We start from the raw sequence: 23023 nt of genomic DNA, 5'->3' as shown, positions 1-23023 counted from the left end.
TTATATGGGTCTTCCATAAAAAGACATCTCAATAACGTGTGCAGTTGCTCCACCAGACCATGTATTTCCTACAGCCAATCGAATAAACTTAACATCGGGGGCATTAAACGGAACGTTAAAACTAACGCCTGCTTTTACGAACGCCTCATCTCCAGGCGTATAAGCACTTGGAGGATTTCCAGAAGGAGGATTTGGAAAATTATAATTACCTAAATTAGTCCAATCGCCTAGTACGGTACCAACTGGCGCTAAAATTGGCAATACCTGATCTCTAGGTTGCGCAACGTTAGATCCCCATATTGAAAACTCTTTAGGATTACCATGGCCGTAAGTAAATGTTCCTGTTCTCTCCCACATTACAAAGCGGCTTAGCTTATATGTTTTACCAATACTAAAAGTGGCCACATAAGGTCTTGGATTACCCTCTAGCGTATGCCATCCATCTCCATCAGTATTTCCATTCCATAAGTTTGGTAATTGCCAGTTGTAGCCAATAGGTGTATCTGAAGATAAATTGTAAACACTAAATTTCGATTTATCTACCAATTCCTCATATAACGGAGTCAAATTAGCTTTTAAAGTATCAGAGATATTTCCCCATTTATCGGTTACATAAACTCCAAAATCTTTAGCTGTGCTAGCATAACCTCTTATAGAATAATCTATGTTTTCTGCCTTTGTAAAAAACTGATCTTCTACTTCCATCTGGCGAGTTTGTGCATTATAGGCAACAAAAATAATCCCAACTTCTTTTTTTAGGGTGTTTTGCGCTTTAATATTTATCCCTCCAAAATCTGACACTAGTTGTAAAGTTGGGCTAACTACTTTATAAACGGGAGTTTTTGGATTTACTTTCACGTAAATAGGATCCGATTTTACATTTGCTCTTGAAACAGTATGTAGTTCAACTTCGTACTCTTTTTCTTTGGCAAATCCTTCTACTATAACGGTATCAGAATAATATGACGATTTCGTTTCTCTAATCGTTTTATCATTGATCCTGTATTTAGCAAGTACGTATAATACATTTGGGCTGTTAGGCAAGTCGTAAGTAATATACGATCCACCATTAAAATTATCTACCTTAATATTGGTTACTACATCTGGTTTGGTCATATCTTTCGATACGATTTCATTAAAACCATTATTCTTTTTACAAGAAGTTACACCAATTACCAGTGATAGAATAAGGAGTGCAAAGGATTGATTATTAAATTTCATCATAACTTTAGAATTACAATATGCTACCATAGTGGATTTTGAACCAGGTTATCATTAATAGTTAGATTGATAGACCTAATTGGCCATAAGTAATTTCTAACATTAAAAATTGGCGTTAATAAATTACGCGGACGATAATAATTCAAAGCCTGTCCTTCGTATATATTCCAACCCTGCATTGGTCTACTCATTACATTTGCCATTTCTTTCCATCTGCGTAAATCCCAACCTGCTTGGCCTTCAAATGCCAATTCAATACGTCTTTCTTGATGGATAATTTCTCTTAAACCTTGTTGATTATCATACTTTCCCGGTCTTGTAGAATTAGCCGCCGACCATGAAGTTTCAACGCTAGGAAGCCCCGCCCTAGTTCTAACCTTGTCTATGTATGGCAGTATCTCTGTATAATTTTTTCCTTGTTCGTTTAAGGCTTCTGCGTATAGTAAATACAAACCAGCCAACCTCATCAATGGAAAATGATAGGGTTCCCAAGTCATTCGCTCATCATATACCGTTAAATAATTAACCAGTTTTTTAGGCCAATATCCAGAAACATTAAGATAAATTAAATCTTTCGGCCCTGCATAAGACTCTACTCCCCTTGCTTGTACATAAAGTGCATTTTCTGGTATTAAAACTCCGTTTCCGTACCATACGCCACCATCAAATGCGATAGAAGAATAAAATCTTGGCTCTCTATTAAAGTGAGCGTTCACTGTTTCGTAGCCTTTATGCACGTAGAAGCGATCTTTATCTGCGGCTGTTTTCAATTCGTAACGTTTGGCATAGTCCCAATTTTTATCTTCGTTAATCGGGAGTCCCTTATCAGTATAGAACAATTCTTGTTGAGCAATTGGTACGGCCAAAGTTCCTTGCGCAATTAAATTTGTTGAAGATTTAACTGTTAATCTAGGCATTCCGTATTCTTGCTGCCCAAATCCAAATACCGGATTTAACGCCCATATCAACTCTGTATTTAACTCCCACTTTTCGGTTATTGCAGTTTGTAAGGTTAGTACCTTTTTTAAAGAATCTGTTAATGTTGCAGGAATGTTTGCAGGTGGCACAAAATCATGAAGTTTCAGGCCCCTTTCCTCTGCTAAATCAATTGCTTCCTTACAGGCAACAGCCGCCCTATCCCATTTAGTTAAATCAACTTGAGAACTAAATAAATTTACCCCGTCTTTATCTTTAAAAGTTGCATAATCGGGGTTACCGTTAAATAATGGACTTGCCGCTGTAGCCAGTAAAGCTTCCGCTTTTACCGATAATGCAATTACTTGTGTTATTCTGCCCAACTCTAAAGTTTGGTTACTAATTACAGGAGGTAAAGAAGGCCTGGCCTCATCTAACAACTTAACAATATAGTTTACAACCTCATCTACTGGCGCCCTCTTCACTTTAACTGTTTCTATGGAACTGTTAATCGGTAAATTAACATCGGTAATTGGAATTGGACCATACATCCTCATTAAATAATAATGATAGTAAGCTTTTAGGAATTTTACCTCTGCAATCCATCTTGCTTTTTCACCCGCGGTAAGATCAATAGGTTTGTCTATGTTTTCTAACATCGTGTTACAATGCCTAATGGCCACAAACAAACTTTGCCCACCTTCTGCTCCGTCCCAGTAATTTAAAGCAGGATTACCAGCATTCTGTGTTCCTCTTATTAAATTAAATCCTAATGGATTTATACCCATATTATTGATTAAATTATTAGGAAATATAATCTCTCCAGAGGTTGTAAAAGCTGGATTAAACCATGTGTTATTAAATTTTTGCAGTGTAGAATAGCAGGTAAATAAATATTTTTCTGCTTCGTTTCTATTTCTAAATGCATAATCAATTGTGCCTACGTTATCAGGAATAACATCTAGGTATTTTTTACAGGATATGGTAGATGATACCATTACTATCATGTATAAATATTTTAAATATGATTTCATATCTCTCTTATTATAAATCCTATAAACTAATATTTAAGCCTACATTATAAACTTTCTGAATTGGATAGTTAAAACCACTTCCTCTCAACTCAGGATCCCACATATCAAAAGGGCTCCAGGTTATCAGATTTAATCCATTGAAGTATATTCTCATTTTTTTAATCTTAATTCTACTCAATAATTTTTCTGGCAGGCTGTAACCAAATTCTAATGATTTAAGACGCAAGAAACTTCCATCTCTTAACCACCAGGTACTATTCTGTCTGTTGTTTTCAATTTGAGCGCCATTAATACCAAGCCTAGGATATAGTGCGTATAAATCCTGATTATCTTCAGACCAATGGTTATCTGCATAAGCCTTAATTAACTGTGTATTTCCGGTGTAGTAAGCATCAGGACTTTGAATGAAGGGGCTTGTTCTTGCCGGATCAATCATAAATGATACTCTTGCCTGCCCTTGGAAGAAAACCGAAAAATCGAACCCTTTATAACCCGAAGAAAGCCCAAAACCATACACTAATTGTGGCACTGTTGGATAGCCAATAAAAGCCTGATCTTCAAAATTAATTACACCATCGCCATTTAAATCACGGTATTTAATATCTCCACCCATTGGAGCAAATCCGCCAGTACTAAATATTTGCGAAGGAGAATTTCTTGCTTCATTATCATCAACAAATAAACGCTCTGCAATAAAGCCACGCATTCTATCTAATGGCTGGCCAGTAGTGTAACGGTAGGCTTCCTTATATGCTGGTTCTTCGTATTGTAAGAATTTGTTTTTTGCTAGGGTTATATTTCCCATCGTAGAAATCCATAGGTTTTTGTTAATGGTGCGTCTTCCATCTATCGATAATTCAAATCCTTTAGACTCTACCTTTCCTATATTAGCATCTATACCAGCTTCCAAACCCATTGTAGTTGGTATATCAGAACGAGTTTGTAGAATATCTGATTTGATATTTCTAAAAACTTCTCCTATAATCCTAAAATCTTTAAGAAATGTTAATTCGGCTCCCAAATTTAACTGTTTAGAAACTTCCCAGCTCACATCGCGATTTTCGTACCTACTGATACTTACACCGTCGCGAGTATACTGGTTATTGGTACCAAATGTTGCGCCATTACCGCCATTATTAAGATTTACCTCAGATAGGTAAAAAAACCTTCTATTGCTAATGGCATCATTACCCACTAATCCGTAACTAGCTCTTAATTTTAAGCGATCAATAACGTTAACCAAATTACCATAAAACTTTTCGCTAGATACTATCCATGATGCTCCAATGGTAGGGAAAAAGCCATATCGGTTATTGTCAGCAAAACGCTCTGAACCATTTTGTCCGAAGTTAAACTCAAGGTAATATTTACTTTTATAAGAATAAGTGGTACGCCCAGCTAATGTCATGTTGCGAAACGGAAGCGAGTTAAACAAAATAGAGTTATGCTCACTGTTTGGCGTTCCATCTAAAAGCTGCTGCATAGTTCCTACTAATGCTGCACTAATATTATGACCTTTTCCAAAGCTTTTATTATAATCTAGTGAACCTTGCATGTACAAGAAAGTATTAAGCTTATTTACGTTGTTACCATCGTTACCGTAGTACTGTAAATATTCTCTTGCCTGATCTGGATCAGAGTTGATCCAATTTAGTGTATACTCATTGGTAAGCCTATCATAAGAGCTTATGTTGTAATAAAATGGCGCATAAGCTAAAGTAGATTCGAATCTAGCATACCTATTTGTACTGAAAATACTTCTAAAATTTAAGCCCTCGGTAACAAAACCTAAACCTTGATTCAACTCAAGCTGCGCAAGCATTCTTGATTCAGAAAAATTCTTATTCCCTCTTAATAATTGCGCATAAGGGTTAACAAATCTTAAATTTCTAGTTACTCCTTGAGGTTCGTTACCAAATAAAATATGTTTGGTATTGATATTAGCAGCATCTGGCAAATAATATGCGGGAAAATCTACAGGACTAGTGTGTGTTGCTAAATTGAAAAGGTCTGTAGAAAATGAAGCATCACTTGTCATAGGCCCCTTATATTCGTTAAAGTTCCCAGACAAACGCACTACCAACTCGGTGCTCTCTGTAAGATTAATGTTTATATTAGATCTAAGCTGATAGTTTTTAAAATTAACGTTGCTATTGTTATTATTTCTAGAATCTTGTTTTAAAATCCCATTATCGTTTGCAAATGATCCTGCAATGTAATATCTGGCTACACCACCGCCACCAGAAACATTAACATTTGTTCTTTCTGTATTTGTTCTTTTTTTGAAAAGCATATCCAGCCAATCTACCGCTGGGTACATATATGGATTGCTTCCTGGAAGCCCCTTTAAAGTTGCTTCTGTATTTAAAATTTTGTTTGCACTATAAGGCCTAGGCATTAACGGATCACGAGTTATGGTTGCCTCGTTAAATAGGTTCATGTAAGTAATAGGATCTGCAAGTTCTAAAGTGTTGGCAGATTGCGAAACAGAATTTTCGAATCTCACATTAATTTGAGCCTTACCAACTTTACCTTCTTTGGTTTTAACTAGAATTACTCCGTTTCCGCCCCTTGCTCCATACAAAGCAGTAGCACTGGCATCTTTTAATACAGAAAAGCTTTCGATATCATCAACTTGAAGTCTTGCCAAGTCACTTGGTGTCATCTCCACATTATCTATTAATATCAATGGTTCTTTTCTATAACCAAATGTGGTAACACCTCTGATAAAAAAGTTAGAGTTATCTTGGCCCGGCTGTCCGCTTGGTTGAAAACCAATAATACCTGAAACTTTACCTGCTAAAGCGTTGGTCAGGTTACTTGCAGGAATTTTTAAGTCTCCCGCCCTCACGGTAGTCACGGCTCCAACAATTGCTTCCTTTTTTTGACTCTGGCCCAATGCAGTAATAACTACCTCGTTTAAGCCTGTCTTATCGTCTTCTAAAATAATGCTAATTGTTTTGGTTGTTGCTGTTACCAGTACCGTTTTTTCTATAAAACCAATACTTCTGATTTTTATAACAGCACCTACTTGAACTTCTAAGATAAATTTGCCGTTAACATCAGTCTGGGTGCCAACTTTGCCTTTATTCTCCGAAGTGACAGATGCCGCCGGAATACCTTCTCCTGCACTATCCACCACCGTCCCGATAACAGTTAATTTTTCAGCTTGCCGGGCATTAGCCGAAATAGCAATTAACATGAGAGGAAATAGTAAACAGTAGTGTTTAGATAACAAAACACCACGGTCACCAAATTTCAAAAGCCGTACTACTTTTTGTAAAAAAAAATTCATATAGATAATATTTGGTTTGGTTGCATTCATTTGAGACTTCAAGTTTTAAACTAGAAGCCATTCTAATCCTGCGATTTTCTTTTAGTAAGGATATATTGAATTTCTAAATCAAACAAGTAAACTCCTTTCGCCTAATTTTTTTAGGGTTGAAGTAAGTAAATTCTTGTGGGTAAATATTCAACTCTACATATACTATACTATACTGTTCTACAATAATATGATTTTATTTTTAAAGTAAGAAAATAAAATACATTATTTTCCATGAAAATTCCTTTACTAGTTCACCTTAATAAGGTTACAATTTCAGAATAGCTTCTGATTATGCAAACCTATTCTCGATTACCTAAAATCAGAAGATAAGATCTTTAAAAGATAATGAGTCTGGTAAGCTACCAGACTCATTTATAATAATTTCAAATTTAAGTCGAGAACCGATAAAATAAAGCCCACTTACTTAAATCCAAACCAATATTATTATGGCTTAAGGAACTTTTCTCTAATGGTTTTTTCTTCAGTATTTACTATGGCAATATAAATACCTTTTCCACCTTTAACTGGTAGAGATACTCTTGCTCTTCCACTATCTAAAACAAAATTTGCATTAGCTATTCTCTGTCCGTTAATATTTGCAATAACCACATTTCCTTTTTTAGCAGTTGGAATATATATATCAATTGCAACATTATCATGATCTAAATTGATAACTCTAACGTGATTTTGGTTCGCATCTAAATTAAATGAAACAGTTTTTATATCTGATTTATCCAAGGTTGCATCGTTATCATATTGATATAACCTATAATAGTTAGTTCCATTTAATGGATAAGCGTCTTTAAATTGATATTCTTTCAGTTCGCTTGAGTTTCCAGCCGCCTTAACTTCTCCAATTTTCGAGAAATTTACACCATCACCAGAGCGCATAACCGCAAAATAATCGCTGTTCTTTTCTGAAGCCGTAGCCCAATTTAAAACAGCTGCAGTATTTGTAGCTTTAGCGGTAAATTTTGTTAGAATTACTGGAAGCACATTCGCTCCATATAAGACTATTTTGTCCAATCTGGGAGCGTACCAATCAGAATAGAATGTAATTTTATTTTCACCAGCAACCAAGGTTATGTTTTGCGTCTGTATTCCTACTCCATCATTACCACCAGAACCTTTTTTTATCCCGAACTGAGTTCCTGTATCATCAATTTTTCCGGCCGTTGTTGTGATAGGCTGGTTTACGATAATTTTAAAATATCTATCACCGTCACCATCATTACCGCCTCCAGCTCCATTGTAAACTGCTGCAAGTGCGTACTGCCCTGCAGTAGCCACATTAAAAGTAAATGTTACCCAGCCTGCCAATCCGTGTACATTTCCTTCCACACCTTTTCCGCCAGAAAGCAAACTACCGTTCTCAACTGATGCACCGCCTCCTAGTGCAGCGTTCTCTGCCTCTAAATATATGGCATTGGGAACCATGGTTACAACTAGCCTATCTAGATTTGGTGCATACCAATAGCTATTGGAAAATTTGACAGTATGACTTCCAGCAGTTAGATTGATATAAAATGAAGTTATTCCAACATCATTCCAATTTCCAACACCTCTAATATTAGGTCTACGTGAGATTGTATTATCAATTAAAATATCAAAAAACCTGTCATTATTATCTACTAAATGATACAAATCAAGTTTGTAAACTCCTGTGGTAGGCGCATTAATCGTAAGTGTTAAGGAACCTTTATTGGCATCTAGGTTACCTACCTTCTTGCCACCAGAACACGATGTGCAGTTCTGTACACTTACCGGATCCGAAACCGCAGGAGGAACATCTAGCACTCCATCTTCGGCTTCATAAGTTGTTTGCGCTAAAGCCGAGTTAGCAATTAGCACCATAGCGAACATCAATGGAACGCTAATTTTTCTAAAGTAATTTTTCATCATACTCATACAGTTTTAAGTTTATAATTGGTTTGATAGTTATTAGCAGAATCTTGTTTTCTTCTTAAAGCATAAGCTGCATTTTGCCATATTTTTTAAAAAAATCAGCAAACGAATTAAAAAACAATAATTCTATACTATACTATACTACAATCTAAGTTGAGTAAAAAATTTGAAGTATGCAAAAAATGATATAAAAATTTTTACAAATAAAATTCTGGGATTTAAACAGATATCAAATCTTTAGATCAAAAGAAGAATTATCGACTTTTCTTTTGTAGCCAACAGTAAATACCTCCAACAAAATGGAGAGCTACAAATTTTACGTTAAGGATGAAATGGATTGAGGATTTCAGATACCAGCAATTATGTCATTTTCTTTGTAGTGACGCGGTATTGCTCCGGGGAAATCCCCATTTGTTTCTTAAAAGTCCTTGAAAAATAATATTGATCGTCGTAACCCAATTGCAGCGCAACTATTTTAATTTTATCATCACTGGCATACAGTAATTGACAAGCCTTCTGCATCTTTAAATGAATGAAATAATCTATTGGAGACATTCCTGTATTTTTTCTAAATAAACTGGAGAAATGGGAACCGGAAAGGTTGTATTTTCCAGAAATATCTTCTACACTTAATTTTTTATTTATTTCCGATTTCATATACAGAATAGCATCCGCAACAATATCACTACTACCCTTTTCTTCTATTAAAATATGTTTATCTATAAAAACAAAGGTTGCCAGAAAATGGTACAAACAAAAGGTCGCATTGCAGAGATTCTCTATACTATAGCCCATTTCTAAACTTTGATAAATCGTGCTCCATATATCTAAAGCTTTCTGATTAAAAGGAATTTGTATTGGTCCGTTATGTAAGCGAATTTTAAGCGAATTGTTAAATTCATCCAAATCACTGCCTCTGTAATGTAACCAATAAATTGTCCATGGATCATCCGAATCTGCCCAGTATCTTAAATACTTATCTGTTGCGGGAACTAATAAAAACTGATTAGCCGTTATTTCAAACTTCTTATCATCGATGATAAAGTGTCCTTTACCTTGTGTACAATAGATAAATATATTATCGTCACAACCTTTCTTTCTTTCTCTAAAATGCGACAACGCCTTAGGAAAATAGCCTATATGTGTAATAAAAAGGGCAAATAGCGCAGGGTGTTTAGCTACAGCTTGCTTTAATAACTTTTGAGGAACATTGATTATTTTCTCTCCTTCAAATCCATCTCTTCTTTTCAAATAATTACTCATAAACACAAATTTTCTAAGATGTTATCGTTGACTAATATCTAAAATTTAAAACAATTATCATTATATCATATCAAAATACAATATGGCACGCGAGATATTAACCAACAATCAAATTATCCATCAAAATAATCACATATACCATTCTAAGCAGAAATTTTATAATCTACTTTTGAAATAACAACCAAATATTTCTTGCCACATAACTGCAACTAAAAAACTTCATATAATAAATAAGTGCTGTTAAAATGCAGCAACATTATCAATATGCTTAAAAACAAAAATATTTTTTTAACTGGTGGAACCGAAGGCATTGGGCTGGAATGTGCAAAGTCTTATCTGGCCGCTGGTGCAAAGCTGAGCATTATTTCCAATAATGCCGAAAGCATAAAAGAAGCAGAAAGAATTCTAGCAAATGAAGACGTCGTATTTATAAAAGCGGATGTTGCTGTATTTAGTGAGGTAGAATTTGCAGTTGGTGAAACGATAGGTAAATTTGGAAAAATAGATGTTATTCACAATAATGCTGGGATTTCAAATCCATCAAAAGCTCTTCACGATACCAACGATGAAGAATGGAACCAACTATTCAACGTAAATGTCAAGGGGATTTACCATACTACGAAAGCAGGGCTCTCTGCATTAAAAAAGACAAGAGGAAATATCTTAAATACTGGAAGCCTTGTTGGCGAAATTGGCCAAGAAATTCATGCTGCCTACAGTGCAACTAAAGGAGCTGTAAATGCACTAACAAAGTCTATGGCTTTAGATTACGCACCATTTGGAATAAGGGTAAACACTATTGCTCCAGCCGGAGTTTGGACACCAATGCTTAGAAGATGGAGTGCAGAACAACCAAACAGCAATTCCATCAACAGTTACTTAGATAACATACACGCATTAGGCTATTGCCCAGAAGGTGATGTGGTTGCAGATGCGTGCGTCTTTTTAGTATCAGAACAGGCCAGATTTATTACTGGCTGCATTATGCCAGTAAGTGGCGGTGCAGAATTGGGCTACAGAAGACTTTCTAATATTTAACAAAAGACATTATGATAAAAAATATAACAATTAAGGATAACAGGTATAAATTGGATGGAAATGCAGGTAGCGATGCCATACACAGAGATCCAATATATTCTTACGCTGTAACAGAACTTTTGGATAGTAGTGGCTTAAAAGGAATTGGAATAGCATTTACTTTAGGAGAAGGCAATGACCTAGTTTGTAAAGCGGCACAGTATTATGCAGAAAAATTAAAGGGGAAAGATATTGAAGAAGTGATGGCTAATTTTGGCCTGCTTTTTCAGCAACTCTCTAATGATCAGCAATTCCGTTGGTTAGGGCCTCACAAAGGTGTAGTACACTTGGCTTTAGCTTCCGTAACCAACGCCTGTTATGATCTCTGGGCAAAAAAAAGAGGTGTTCCGTTGTGGAAATTATTAATTGATCTTTCTGCAGAAGAGATAGTAAATACACTCGACCTTTCTTATTTAGAAGATGAACTCACCAGAGCGCAGGCTTTGGAATTATTAAACAACCAGATAATAGGCAAGACAGAAAGAAGCTTAATTCTTGAGAAAGGTTATCCTGGATATGACACGTCCATCGGCTGGTTCAATTACTCTGATGAAAAAGTGAGAGAAAATTGCCACAAAGCTGTTGCTGAAGGATTTACTGCTATGAAATTAAAAGTGGGGTCTACTGATCCGGAACGAGATATACGAAGAGCAAACATTGTGCGTGAAGTAGCGGGTAACCATATCAAAGTAATGCTTGATGCTAACCAGCAATGGAACCTTCCGCAGGCAATTGCTATTTGTGATGAGTTCAAAAAAATGAACCCTTATTGGATTGAAGAACCAACACATCCCGATGATATATTAGCACATCAAAAATTAGCAAAAGAATTGCGCCAATAAAATTAGCGCTAGGTGAACATGTTCCTAACAAAGTGATTTTTAAAAACTACCTACAGGCTGGGGCTGCCGCATTTATACAAGTAGATGCTGTACGTGTTGGCGGCGTTAGCGAATTTATTACAGTAAGTTTAATGGCTAAAAAATACGGCATTCCGGTTGTGCCACATGTTGGAGATATGGGACAATTACATCAACATTTAGTGTTATTTAACCACATATCTGTAGGTCATGAAGCACTGTTTTTAGAACACATACCACATTTACAAAAACACTTCTTACACCCTGCCCAAATAGTTAATGGAACTTATATCACTCCACAAGAACCAGGAAGCAGTTGCGATTTTAAACAATAGTATTTCCTCACAATTTTAGCATTAAATAATGATAGGTTCAGTAGATTTAACCATAAGCATAGTTTACATTCTGGGCATTGTAACCATAGGTTTATGGGCAGGAATTAAGCACAATAAAAAAAAAGCCGATGCAAATGTTGCAGGCGAATACTTTCTAGCTGGAAAAACCTTACGCTGGCCTGTAATTGGGTTAGCTCTTTTTGCGACTAATATTTCTTGTGTTCATTTGGTAAGCCTTGCCCAAAGCGGTTTCGATACGGGCCTACTCAATGGGAACTTTGAATGGATGGCAATTTTCACGCTAGTGCTGCTCGCTGTATTCTTCGCTCCCTTTTACATAAAATCTGGAGTGAGTACGCTTCCTGATTTTTTGGAAAAACGTTATGATCGTTCAAGCAGAGATTGGCTGGCTATTGTTTCGGTGGTATCAGCCGTTATCATCCATATATCTTTTTCTCTTTTAGCAGGTGGAATTGTGCTAAAAACCTTATTTGGTGTTGATATGTACACCAGTATTATCGTAATTTCTATACTAACGGCAATTTATACCGTTATTGGTGGATTAAGGGCGGTAGTTGTTACAGAATCTATACAAACTATTGTTCTTTTAGCAGGCGCTGTGATCATGAGTGTTGCCGCTTACCTAAAAATGGGCGGATGGGAGCCTATGGTACAGGTACTCCAGAACAACAACCAAATGGACAAATTATCTATGATGCGACCTCATGGAGATAGTAGTGGAATGCCATGGTATGCTGTATTTTTAGGTTATCCGATTATAGGAATTTGGTATTGGTGCGCAGATCAGACTATTGTTCAACGTGTATTGGGAGCAAAAGACGAAAATCACGCAAGACTTGGTCCACTTTTTTGCGGGTTTATAAAAATTCTTCCAGTATTCATATTTGTTATTCCTGGTTTGTTTGCCTACACCCTTTCTCAAACCGGACAATTGGACATTAGCTCTCTCACAAGTATAGCTGCAGGAAAAGAAACTACTGATACCAAAGGAATTTATACCTTAATGATTACCCAACTTTTGCCAAACGGATTGATGGGCATAGTAGTTGCTGCTCTATTATCAGGATTAATGAGCCAAATTTCTGGCGCCCTTAATTCTATCTCTACCATGGTAAGTTATGACATCTATCAACGATATAAACCAGAAACAAACGACAAAAAATTGGTTAAAGTTGGCAAAATATCTGCGGGAATTTCTTTGATAGTTTCACTGGCATTATTGCCTTTGCTTAACAATTATGAAAGTATTTTCAATGGCCTTAACGATATTATTGCACATATTGCCCCTCCCATAACCTGCGTTTTTTTATTGGGCATTTTTTGGAAAAAAGCATCAGCAGTTTCTGCTAAATATACCTTATGGATAGGCTCGGCAATTGGTGTATTTGTTTTCGCCATCAATAAGCTCTTCCCAGAATCTTTCATCGGTCAAATTCCTTTTATGATGATGGCCTTTTACCTTTTCTGTGTTTGTTTAGTCATTCAGGTGTGTCTTTCTTATGTATTTCCAGTGAACCATACAGCAGAAAGTAAAAAGCTTTATTGGGAATCTCCATTTGATCCGCTAAGAATTAAAGGTGCAAAAGGTTTCGCCAATTATAAAACACTTTCCATCTTGTTACTTGTGCTAATGGCTTTTTTGTTTTATACATTTCGGTAAAAAACAATAAGTTTAATTCGTAAAAAAAATACTAGTGAAAATGACATTGGCCGTTGCTCTGTAAAAATTAGCAAATTTATTCAACCGAACTCATAGCACATCACAATCAATACAATCATGAACAAACACAACATTGTAATTATATTGTTGGCTTTAGCTTTTAACTATTGTGTTGCACAACCAATAGCACCAGCAAAAAAACCTAATCTTGCCCAGCAAGCCATGATAAAACGAGGTTATGGTATGTTCATTCATTTTGGTATAAATACATTTAATGATATTGAATGGTCTGATGGAACATTGCCAGTGCAAAGCTACAACCCTACCAATCTTGATCCCGACCAATGGGTACGTACAGCAAAAGATGCTGGTTTTCGCTATGTATTACTTGTTACCAAACATCACGATGGCTTTTGCTTATGGGATAGTAAATTCACTACATACGATGTTGCGTCCTCTCCAGTAAAGACTGATGTAGTGAAAGCTGTATCTGATGCCTGTAAGAAATATGGTTTACAATTCGCTATTTACTACTCACTATGGGACAGAAAAGAACCGTCTTATAAAGACCCAAACCCTCAAGTATACATTAACTATATGCTTAATCAACTCACAGAATTGTATACAAATTATGGATCTATTGCTGAGCTTTGGCTTGATGGTGGTTGGGACAAAAAACCATCGGACTGGGGCATTGAACAAATATACTCTTTGGTAAAAAAATTAATCCCAACTGTACAGTAAGTGTTAACCATACCATTGTAAACGAGGAAGGCAAACGCGATTACACTTTACCTTCTAATATGACTGTAGATGATAAATATTTCTTCCAGTATTTCCCCTCTGATTTTCGATTATGGGATCCTAAGATGATTTCAAAGTTTGATAAAAAACAATATTTACATAGAGGAAAATCATACTACCTCCCTTTTGAAAATACCATCTGTATCAGTAAAAACTGGAACTGGTTTGAAAAAAGCCAACCCTTGCCAACGCGAGATCTTGATGAATTAGAGGAACTGTTTTACTGGTCTACCGAAAACGACAATTGCATGGTTATGAATGTTTCTCCAGATTACACCGGAAGAATTAGGGAATACGTTGCCAATACCGCCATTGCATTAGGGAAAAGGCTTAAACTATCCCTAAATAGTCCGCTACCTAAAAATGGGAATTTTATTTCCTTAAATAAACCTACAACCGCCAGCAGCGTATGGCCAGACAACAACAATAATTACGCTGCAAGCTCGATTAACGATGGTAAATTGGATAGCCGCTGGGCCGCTAAAGACTTAACTGCCAATTTAGAGATTACATTGAATCCCAAAGAGGCATTTAATAAGATCACCATATTTGAATATCAGGAGACCAAGAACCTTTCTGATGGCTTTTCCCAAATTAGGGTTCCGCGAATTAAGAAATACAGCATTGATATTTGGCAAACGAATGGATGGCAAACTATTTATTTAAGTGATGAGCCTATTGGAGATTGTAAAGTAATCAAATTTCCTTCGAGCTATAAAACCGAAAAATTAAGATTTAACGTTCACGAAGCAACTGCACCACCTTCTATTTATGAGTTAAGTATCATCAATATGCCTAAATCTATTAAATAAACAACTTAACTTAACGAATAAGATGTTTGGGAAAGTCATCTACTTTTGAGCAGCAAACCTGCTCCATTACCTGCATCAACTGGCGTTTTAACATTGCCATGGCGTGTTGCCCACCTTCGTTCCCTAATGCTGCAGCACTGTACATAAAAGTTCTTCCCAAAAATGTAAAATCTGCCCCTGCGGCAAGTGCTCTGGCAATATCCGAACCCGATCTAATTCCACTGTCCATCATTACCGTCAGTTTTTCTTTAAATGCTAATAGATCTGAAAGTGATTTAACTGCAGATTCTCCCGAATCCAATTGCCTGCCTCCATGGTTGGAGACAATCATTCCATCCAAACCCAATTCTACTGCCAGTTGGGCATCTTCGGCACTGGCCACTCCTTTAATTACCAGTTTACCTTTCCACTGATCCCTAATTACAGAAATCCTCTCTTTATTTAATCTTCCAGAGAAGGTTTTATTCATAAAAGCACCCAATTGTTTCATGTCCAATCCTTTTGGCAGATAAGGTTTTAAGGTTGCAAAATTTGGAGTACCATGAATTAAAGTCTGCATCGCCCAGTTGGGCCTACCCATAATCTGGAGGATATTTCTCAAGCTCATACTTGGTGGCATCGCCAGTCCGTTTCTGATATCTCGTGGCCTAAAACCAAAACTCGGTACATCGGCCAAAATCACTAACACATCACACTCCACTTCTTGCAATCTACGAATGATATCATCACGCAAAGCTTCTTCTGCCGGATGATAAAGTTGATACCAGAAATCTCCATCGGTAATTTTCGCAATATCTTCTATGCCACTTGTAGTTACTGTGCTCAAAATAAATGGTACATTATGCTCTTTGGCGGCTTTAGCTAAAATATTTGGAGAATTTGGCCAAATCAATCCCTGTAAACCAACAGGCGCAACGCCAAAAGGAGCCGAATAAGTCTTGCCAAACAAAGAAGTGGCCATGTCTATTCCCTGATAATCACTTAAATAAAAAGGCTTTAACTGCACTTCTCTCAATTCGGCAGTGTTACGATGCAAATTTACATCTTCATTACATCCGCCATCTAAGTATTCGAAAGCAAAACGCGGTATTCTACTTTTAGCTTTATTGCGCAGGTCGTCTATTCCGGGGTATGCTGTATTATAATTTAAGTTCATGCTTGTAATGTTATTGACGTAGTAAAGATCTATCTAAATGAACATAGCCACCATCTACATATAATAGCTGCCCTGTGGTATGACTTGATTTTTCGGATAATAAAAAAGCTACTGTGTCTGCTATTTCGCTGGCTTTGGTCATTCTGTTTGCTAAAGGAATTCTGTTAGTAATTTCTGCTAACGTTTCTTCTGCATTTGGTAAAGTTTTTATCCAGCGTTCGTATTGCGGCGTCCAACATTCTGAAACTACCACCGCGTTTACCCTAATTTGGTATGGCAATAATTCTACTGCCCATTCGCGGGTAAGTGCGTTTCTACCTCCGTTAGATGCAGCGTAACCAGAAGTTTCTCCTTGGCCGGTTATGCCTGTTTTTGAGCTTATGTTAACTATACTCCCTTTATTTATTTTAAGATAAGGCAAAGCATAATGCGCCAATAAATAGTAGTGTACCAGGTTACTATGGATCGATTTCATAAAAGCTTCGTAGTTTCCATTTTCTAAACCTACCCCATCGTTTAAACCGGCATTGTTTACCAAACCATCAATTCTACCGTATAAGTTTACGGTTGCTGTAATGGCTTTCTCACATTCTAGAGGATTGGAAAGCTCGGCAATTACGCTTGCGCATCTCCTACCAGCATTTATAATTTCTTGCTCCAGTTTCTGATTATCTTCTTTGCTTCGACCAATAATTACAGGAATGGCATCTTCCGCAGCCAACGATCTCACTATCGCTTCACCAATTCCTTTAGCGCCACCACTCACTAAAATTACCTTATCTTTTAATTGTAAATCCATTTTTATAAATTATAATTGATAGCATTCTTTAGCATTTAATTCGAAAATTGCCTTACGCTGTACATTTGTTAGTTTGCAGACATAGCTTTCTAAAACTTGTTTTGTTTCTTCGTAACTAGCGGCAAGCGTACATACCGGCCAATCTGAGCCAAACATTAGCCTATCTGTACCAAAGCTTTCGAATACCACATCTAAGTAAAACTTCAAATCATCATGTTCCCAATGCTGCCAATCAGCTTCTGTTACCATCCCAGAAACCTTGCAATACACGTTTTTGTGCGTTGCCATTACCTTTATACTCTCTTTCCATTCTAAATCACCACTATTTCCCTTAATATCTGGCTTTGCGAAGTGATCTAGAACAAACCGCTGCGCTGGAAATTTTTCTACCATAGCAATGGCTTCTTTAAGCTGATTTTTACCTATAAGAATATCATAAGTATAATTGTAATTTTTTAGCGCCGCTATTCCTCTTAAAAATGAAGGAGATAAAAGAAAACCATTTGGTTCTGCTTGGGCGATGTGACGCCAACCTTTCAGTTTCTCATATTTAGAAAATGTGGCAAGTTTCTCTGGAAGGTTCTCGTCCCTTAAATCAATCCACCCAACTACACCTTTTATAAAGTTATGTTGTTCGGCAAGCGACAATAGAAATTCTGTTTCTTGTTCACTTTGATCCGCCTGTACGGCAATACAGCCTTCTATATTATTTTTAAGATAGATATCATGCAATTCATCGGGCAAAAAATCTGCTTGAATAACTTTCATATCCTCATTTATCCAAGCATCCTTTACGGGATGGTATTTCCAAAAATGTACGTGACTATCAATCATTTTACAGAGAGAATATCTTATCCATTAGTAACCATTTTTCTCCTGGTTTTGTGGTTGGTAGGGCTTGCTGATATTTCCACATCAAAGTTTCCCACTCTTGCACTTTCGAATTTGCTGCATCTGCTTCAGCTTTGGCTTCAAAACTAAAGCCATCCCCTACTTCCATCATCATAAATAAGCGGTTAGCAACTCTATAGATTTCCATACTTACAATACCAGCATCCTTAATACTCTTTGTAATTTCTGGCCAAATTGCTTTATGATAAGCTTCATATTCGGCAATCAGCTTTTCATCATTTATTAAATCTAGTGCTAACGCAAATCTTTTCATATTACTTTTGGTAAGATTTTACATGTTGTTTGCTGCTGCCCAATCCGTCGATACCTAATTCTACCACATCGCCTTCTTTCAAATACCAAGGTTCTGGTTTTTGTCCCAACCCTACACCTGCGGGCGTTCCGGTAGTAATTACATCTCCCGGCAACAAAGTCATAAATTGGCTAATGTAACTTACCACAAAAGGAATGTTGAAAATTAAGTTGGAAGTATTACCATCTTGCAAGGTTTCGCCATTTACTTTAAGCCAAAGGCGAAGATTGTGGACATCAGCAATTTCATCTTGAGTAGCAATGAAAGGACCTATTGGTGCAAAGGTATCGCAGCTTTTTCCTTTAACCCATTGGCCATTACGCTCTAACTGAAATTCTCTCTCGCTGTAATCGTTATGCAAAACGTAACCAGCTACATGATTTAAAGCATCTTGTTCGTCTATATAACTTGTTTTTTTACCAATTACCACAGCCAATTCTACTTCCCAATCTGTTTTTTTACTGTTTTTGGGGATAATTAAATCATCATTAGGGCCTACAATTGCGGAAGTAGCTTTGAAAAACAAAATTGGCTCTGCTGGTATAGGCGCATTTGTTTCTGCAGCATGGTCTTTGTAGTTTAAGCCTACGCAAATAATTTTAGAAGGACGAGCCAAAGGCGCACCCAACCTCACAGGTTGCGCTACTCTTTTCAATGATCCGCCATCTACTTTCTTCTTCAACTCTTCCAATGCAGCCGAACCAAAAAAATCTTCATTGTAATCGCTAACATGAGCAGATACATCAAAAATATCTTCTCCTATAAGGATACCTGGTTTTTCGTTTCCAGGCTCTCCGTATCTAACTAATTTCATATCGTAATTTTAGTTGTTTAAAGTTGTAAATCCACCATCTATTGGATAATCGCAGCCAGTAATAAAAGCAGCCTCATCACTACATAAGTATAGTGCTAATGTAGCAACTTCGGAAGGCAATCCCATACGTCCAATAGGTTGCGTTTTTGAAAGCTTATCGAACATTTCTTCCATATTTTCTGGATAGTTTTTCTGTAGAAACCCGTCTACAAAAGGGGTGTGTACACGAGCTGGCGATACGGAATTACACCTGATGTTGTCAGTCAGGTAATCTTTAGCTACGCTCATAGTCATTGCTTTTACCGCACCTTTTGTGGTACTATAGGCGAACCGATCTGGGATGCCCACCAAAGCTGCAATAGATGCCATATTTAAAATTGCACCACCACCAGCGGCTTTCATTTTCGGAATTGCAGCAAACAAACAATTGTAAACCCCTTTAACGTTTACATTTATCACTCTGTCAAAATCTTCTTCGGCGGTAGTATCAGCTTTGCCAACGTGTGCAATACCCGCATTGTTTACCAATATATGAACGTTTCCAATTTTATCGAAAACATTTAGTACTTGCTGATGATTTGCAACGTTACAAGCATGAACAGTAGCATTTCCACCCAGTGCGTTGATTTCGTCAGCAGCTTGTTGCCCCGCTTCCGTAGTAAGCTCAACAATATGTACTACAGCACCTTGTTTGGCAAACAACTGCGATATCGCTTTGCCAATTCCGCTGCCACCGCCTGTAATTACCGCTGTTTTATTTTTTAATGATAACATATTTTTCGTTTTTGATGTATTTGCCTGTTGCTAGAGGCACAAAATTTTGTTCCTCTACAACGACACCCCCTCTTTTCCAAGGTATAAAATCGTCTTGATTTAATTGTACAGCTTTTGGCACCTCCCTACCACTGGCAACTTCAATACAATAGGTCAATATATCTTCGCCCATTTCTGCAATTGTCTTGCGTCCTTCAATAATGGGTCCGGTATCGATGTCGATAATATCAGCCATTTTTATAGCCAATTTACTATTGGTGGCCACTTTAATAGTAGGGCAAACAGGATTTCCTGTAGGCGTGCCCAAGCCAGTAGTAAACAGAATTAAGGTTGCTCCTGCCGCTGCTTTTCCGGTGGTAGCTTCTACATCGTTACCAGGTGTACAAACCAAACTTAAGCCCGGCTTTGTAGCTGGTTCGGTATAATCTAATACATCTACTACAGGCGAAGTACCAGCTTTTTTTGCAGCACCTGCAGATTTAATGGCATCGGTAATTAATCCGTCTTTAATATTTCCTGGCGATGGGTTCATGTAAAAACCAGAGCCTACTTTGTGCGCCAAATCATCATATTCACTCATCAGTTTGATGAACTTTCTAGCAGTTTTTTCTTCTGGCATTCTGTCAATTAATTCTTGCTCTACGCCACATAGTTCAGGAAACTCAGCAGAAAGTACTTTTGCACCTAAAGCTACCAACAAATCGGCACAATGCCCTACCGCAGGATTAGCCGAAATACCGCTAAAACCGTCGCTACCGCCACACTTTACACCAACACACAATTTATTTAAAGGTGCAGGTTTTCTTTCTATTTTATTAATTTCAACCAAGCCTTTAAAAGTTTCTTTAAGCGTTTCTTTCAACAACTCTTCTTCGCTCAAACTCTGTTGTTGCCCTAAAAGGATAATTGGTTTGTTGAAGTCCGGATTTATCGCCAGCAAATCATCTTTAAATTGTTTAGCCTGCAAATGCTCGCAACCCAAGCTTAAAACAGTTACACCTGCTACATTTGGATGGTTAGCATAGGCCGCCAACAATTTACTTAAGGTATTTGCATCTTGCCTGGTACCTCCACAGCCGCCACTATGGTTCAGAAACTTGATACCATCAACATTTTTAAAAGGTCTAGCGCTATGATTTGCGCTGGGCTGTAAATCAATCTCTTCGATATTACCACCTTGCTGATAAGCCTCTAAAAGTGCATGGGTATAGTTCTTGTATTTATCGTCTACCGCATAACCAAGCTCTTTGTACAAGGCTTCTTTAATGATATCCAAATTGCGATTTTCGCAGAAAACTGTTGGGATAAACAACCAATAATTTGCTGTTCCAACTTCACCGTTTTCACGATGATAACCTAAAAAAGTTTTGTTTTCAAATTTACTAATATCTGGCGCTTGCCATTGGTAATTCGATTTACGATATTGATAGGGATCTGCAGCATGTTTGGTATTTTCTACCGTCATTCTACTGCCCGTTTTTACAGGAAACTGAACCTTACCAACCAATACACCATACATAAAAATTTCTTCTCCTGCCGACATATCATTCATAAAGAATTTATGTTTTGCTGGAATATCTTCTAACAACGCATATTGCTTGCCTTCGAACGCTATACTTGAACCTTGCAACAAATCTGATAGCGCCACAAGCACATTATCTCTACTATCTATTTTTAATACTTTCGAACTCATTTATAATGGAGCTTTAACATTTTTAGCAAACAAAAACACAACGGCAAAACATATTAATGGCACAATGTAGCCATACTGAATGTTCTGCGTGACATCAGAAATATAGCCTAAGAACAGCGGTAAAATTGCACCACCAACTATTGCCATCACAATAAGCGACGAGCCGGTTTTGGTATGTTCGCCCAAACCGCCAATGCCTAGTGAGAATATGGTTGGAAACATAATTGACATGAAAAAAGATACTCCAATTAATGCGTAGATCGTAATTGAACCACTTGCAAATATGGCAACTAACGTTAACAACATGCAGATAACGGAGTAGATAAGCAGTAGCTTTTTCGAGGGAAGATACTTCATGAATAGTGTACCTACGAAACGTCCGAGCATGAAAGCAAGGCCAGCAAAACCAGCGTAAATGGCGGCAGCTTTTTCATCAATGCCTGCCGATACTACCACAAAACGTACAAAAAAACTTAATACACAAACTTGTGCACCTACATAAAAAAACTGCGCAACAATGCCCCAACGTAGGTTCATAAACTTTAAAGCATCGCTTATTTTAGATTTTCCCTCTTTAGGGTCTGATTTGATATCTGGTAATTTGGTAAAAATAAAAAGTACCAACACCAAAATAATAATTACCCCAAGTACAGTATAAGGACCTTTTACACTGGCAGCCTCTGCAGCCACGTAGGCATCATAAGCTTGTGGGCTCATTGCAGCAACCTGAGCTTCGGTATATCCTGCATCAGTAAAAATGTACTTAGCACCGATAATTGGTGCCAAAAATGCAGCCAAACCGTTAAAAGATTGCGAGAAATTAAGGCGAAGATCTGCAGTTTTAGCTGGACCTAATATCGTAACATACGGATTTGCCGCCGTTTCTAGAACCGCTAAACCACAAGCAATTACAAATAGTGCTCCCAAAAAGAAAACGTACATTTTTGTATCTGCCGCCGGAATAAACAGAAAAGAGCCAATCCCAAAAAGCAAAAGCCCCACTATAATTCCAGTTTTGTAGCCCCATTTACGCATCAAATAACCTGCAGGTATGGCCATTACAAAATAGGCGATGAACACAGAAAAATCTACCAGTGATGACTCTAAATCTGTTAACTTAAATGCTTTACGCAAATGCGGAATTAGAATTGGATCTAGGTTGTGCACAAAGCCCCAAAAAAAGAACAAACTTGTAATTAATATTAACGGAAAAAGATATTGCTTTGGCGATGGTGGTGCCTGCTCATCTTGCGCTGCAAATGTTTGGTTAGGGAGATTCATTGTTTGGTTTTATATTTGGTTGTATTACAAATTAACTATAAAAAAATAATTAAAAAATATCTGAAATTGC

17 protein-coding genes and 1 pseudogene are annotated in these 23023 nt (G+C 37.1%); 5 read left to right on the top strand and 13 right to left on the bottom strand.

What is annotated here, in order from left to right:
* The 5 genes from OVA16_RS14550 to OVA16_RS14530 form a co-directional block, all read right to left on the bottom strand.
* Entirely contained in the window at window positions 1-1224 is a 1224-nt protein-coding gene (locus OVA16_RS14550; RefSeq protein ID WP_267760715.1) for a DUF5000 domain-containing lipoprotein, read from the bottom strand.
* A 20-nt stretch (window positions 1225-1244) separates the two neighbouring features.
* On the bottom strand, window positions 1245-3170 hold the full coding sequence (locus tag OVA16_RS14545) for a RagB/SusD family nutrient uptake outer membrane protein (protein ID WP_267760714.1): 1926 nt from the start codon (window positions 3168-3170) through the stop codon (window positions 1245-1247).
* 19 nt (window positions 3171-3189) lie between these two features.
* Entirely contained in the window at window positions 3190-6465 is a 3276-nt protein-coding gene (locus OVA16_RS14540) for a SusC/RagA family TonB-linked outer membrane protein (RefSeq protein WP_267760712.1), read from the bottom strand.
* Window positions 6466-6939: 474 nt separating this feature from the next.
* Window positions 6940-8397, bottom strand: a complete 1458-nt coding sequence (locus OVA16_RS14535) for a T9SS type A sorting domain-containing protein (protein WP_267760710.1) — start codon at window positions 8395-8397, stop codon at window positions 6940-6942.
* Window positions 8398-8760: 363 nt separating this feature from the next.
* Window positions 8761-9663: an AraC family transcriptional regulator gene (locus tag OVA16_RS14530; RefSeq protein WP_267760707.1), complete on the bottom strand. Its 903-nt coding sequence runs from the start codon at window positions 9661-9663 to the stop codon at window positions 8761-8763.
* Window positions 9664-9927: 264 nt separating this feature from the next.
* Here OVA16_RS14530 and OVA16_RS14525 point away from each other — a divergent pair, with 264 nt between their 5' ends.
* From OVA16_RS14525 to OVA16_RS14500, 5 genes and pseudogenes are all read left to right on the top strand, one after another.
* On the top strand, window positions 9928-10701 hold the full coding sequence (locus OVA16_RS14525) for an SDR family NAD(P)-dependent oxidoreductase (RefSeq protein ID WP_267760704.1): 774 nt from the start codon (window positions 9928-9930) through the stop codon (window positions 10699-10701).
* An 11-nt stretch (window positions 10702-10712) separates the two neighbouring features.
* Window positions 10713-11935, top strand: a pseudogene (locus tag OVA16_RS14520) (enolase C-terminal domain-like protein).
* A gap of 28 nt (window positions 11936-11963) precedes the next feature.
* Complete coding sequence (locus OVA16_RS14510; RefSeq protein WP_267760695.1) at window positions 11964-13616, top strand: sodium:solute symporter; 1653 nt, start codon at window positions 11964-11966, stop codon at window positions 13614-13616.
* Between the two features lie 117 nt (window positions 13617-13733).
* The gene (locus OVA16_RS14505) at window positions 13734-14360 is read left to right on the top strand and encodes an alpha-L-fucosidase (RefSeq protein WP_267760692.1); all 627 of its coding nucleotides are present in this window, start codon (window positions 13734-13736) and stop codon (window positions 14358-14360) included.
* A 59-nt stretch (window positions 14361-14419) separates the two neighbouring features.
* Window positions 14420-15232 (top strand): hypothetical protein, encoded by an 813-nt coding sequence (locus tag OVA16_RS14500; protein WP_267760690.1) that lies wholly within the window; start codon window positions 14420-14422, stop codon window positions 15230-15232.
* Window positions 15233-15242: 10 nt separating this feature from the next.
* Here OVA16_RS14500 and OVA16_RS14495 read toward each other — a convergent pair whose 3' ends face one another.
* Genes OVA16_RS14495 through fucP form a run of 8 tightly spaced genes read right to left on the bottom strand, consistent with a single transcriptional unit; the run spans window position 15243 to window position 22953 of the window.
* Window positions 15243-16388: an alpha-hydroxy acid oxidase gene (locus OVA16_RS14495; RefSeq protein ID WP_267760689.1), complete on the bottom strand. Its 1146-nt coding sequence runs from the start codon at window positions 16386-16388 to the stop codon at window positions 15243-15245.
* Between the two features lie 10 nt (window positions 16389-16398).
* Window positions 16399-17187 carry an SDR family oxidoreductase gene (locus OVA16_RS14490; protein ID WP_267760687.1) on the bottom strand — a complete coding sequence of 263 codons (789 nt, stop codon included), beginning with the start codon at window positions 17185-17187 and terminating at the stop codon, window positions 16399-16401.
* Window positions 17188-17196: 9 nt separating this feature from the next.
* Window positions 17197-18021 carry an amidohydrolase family protein gene (locus OVA16_RS14485; RefSeq protein WP_267760685.1) on the bottom strand — a complete coding sequence of 275 codons (825 nt, stop codon included), beginning with the start codon at window positions 18019-18021 and terminating at the stop codon, window positions 17197-17199.
* A 1-nt stretch (window position 18022) separates the two neighbouring features.
* Window positions 18023-18352: an L-rhamnose mutarotase gene (locus OVA16_RS14480; RefSeq protein ID WP_267760683.1), complete on the bottom strand. Its 330-nt coding sequence runs from the start codon at window positions 18350-18352 to the stop codon at window positions 18023-18025.
* Window position 18353: 1 nt separating this feature from the next.
* The gene (locus tag OVA16_RS14475; RefSeq protein WP_267760682.1) at window positions 18354-19205 is read right to left on the bottom strand and encodes a fumarylacetoacetate hydrolase family protein; all 852 of its coding nucleotides are present in this window, start codon (window positions 19203-19205) and stop codon (window positions 18354-18356) included.
* A gap of 9 nt (window positions 19206-19214) precedes the next feature.
* A complete protein-coding gene (locus OVA16_RS14470) occupies window positions 19215-19979 on the bottom strand; it encodes an SDR family NAD(P)-dependent oxidoreductase (RefSeq protein ID WP_267760681.1) in 765 nt (254 codons plus the stop codon).
* Window positions 19960-21672, bottom strand: a complete 1713-nt coding sequence (locus tag OVA16_RS14465) for a UxaA family hydrolase (protein ID WP_267760680.1) — start codon at window positions 21670-21672, stop codon at window positions 19960-19962. The genes OVA16_RS14470 and OVA16_RS14465 overlap by 20 nt, the downstream gene beginning before the upstream one ends.
* Complete coding sequence (gene fucP, locus OVA16_RS14460) at window positions 21673-22953, bottom strand: L-fucose:H+ symporter permease (RefSeq protein ID WP_267760678.1); 1281 nt, start codon at window positions 22951-22953, stop codon at window positions 21673-21675. It lies immediately after the preceding gene.
* Window positions 22954-23023: the final 70 nt, after the last annotated feature.

Source organism: Pedobacter sp. SL55, assembly GCF_026625705.1.
In the GTDB taxonomy this organism is placed as follows: domain Bacteria; phylum Bacteroidota; class Bacteroidia; order Sphingobacteriales; family Sphingobacteriaceae; genus Pedobacter.
This window is presented reverse-complemented; position numbering and strand designations above follow the sequence as displayed.

Coding starts and splice junctions, on each gene's coding strand:
- OVA16_RS14550 (WP_267760715.1), bottom strand. CDS start 1,224: ATGATGAAATTTAATAATCAATCCTTTGCACTCCTTATTCTATCACTG.
- OVA16_RS14545 (WP_267760714.1), bottom strand. CDS start 3,170: ATGAAATCATATTTAAAATATTTATACATGATAGTAATGGTATCATCT.
- OVA16_RS14540 (WP_267760712.1), bottom strand. CDS start 6,465: ATGAATTTTTTTTTACAAAAAGTAGTACGGCTTTTGAAATTTGGTGAC.
- OVA16_RS14535 (WP_267760710.1), bottom strand. CDS start 8,397: ATGATGAAAAATTACTTTAGAAAAATTAGCGTTCCATTGATGTTCGCT.
- OVA16_RS14530 (WP_267760707.1), bottom strand. CDS start 9,663: ATGAGTAATTATTTGAAAAGAAGAGATGGATTTGAAGGAGAGAAAATA.
- OVA16_RS14525 (WP_267760704.1), top strand. CDS start 9,928: ATGCTTAAAAACAAAAATATTTTTTTAACTGGTGGAACCGAAGGCATT.
- OVA16_RS14510 (WP_267760695.1), top strand. CDS start 11,964: ATGATAGGTTCAGTAGATTTAACCATAAGCATAGTTTACATTCTGGGC.
- OVA16_RS14505 (WP_267760692.1), top strand. CDS start 13,734: ATGAACAAACACAACATTGTAATTATATTGTTGGCTTTAGCTTTTAAC.
- OVA16_RS14500 (WP_267760690.1), top strand. CDS start 14,420: ATGACTGTAGATGATAAATATTTCTTCCAGTATTTCCCCTCTGATTTT.
- OVA16_RS14495 (WP_267760689.1), bottom strand. CDS start 16,388: ATGAACTTAAATTATAATACAGCATACCCCGGAATAGACGACCTGCGC.
- OVA16_RS14490 (WP_267760687.1), bottom strand. CDS start 17,187: ATGGATTTACAATTAAAAGATAAGGTAATTTTAGTGAGTGGTGGCGCT.
- OVA16_RS14485 (WP_267760685.1), bottom strand. CDS start 18,021: ATGATTGATAGTCACGTACATTTTTGGAAATACCATCCCGTAAAGGAT.
- OVA16_RS14480 (WP_267760683.1), bottom strand. CDS start 18,352: ATGAAAAGATTTGCGTTAGCACTAGATTTAATAAATGATGAAAAGCTG.
- OVA16_RS14475 (WP_267760682.1), bottom strand. CDS start 19,205: ATGAAATTAGTTAGATACGGAGAGCCTGGAAACGAAAAACCAGGTATC.
- OVA16_RS14470 (WP_267760681.1), bottom strand. CDS start 19,979: ATGTTATCATTAAAAAATAAAACAGCGGTAATTACAGGCGGTGGCAGC.
- OVA16_RS14465 (WP_267760680.1), bottom strand. CDS start 21,672: ATGAGTTCGAAAGTATTAAAAATAGATAGTAGAGATAATGTGCTTGTG.
- fucP (WP_267760678.1), bottom strand. CDS start 22,953: ATGAATCTCCCTAACCAAACATTTGCAGCGCAAGATGAGCAGGCACCA.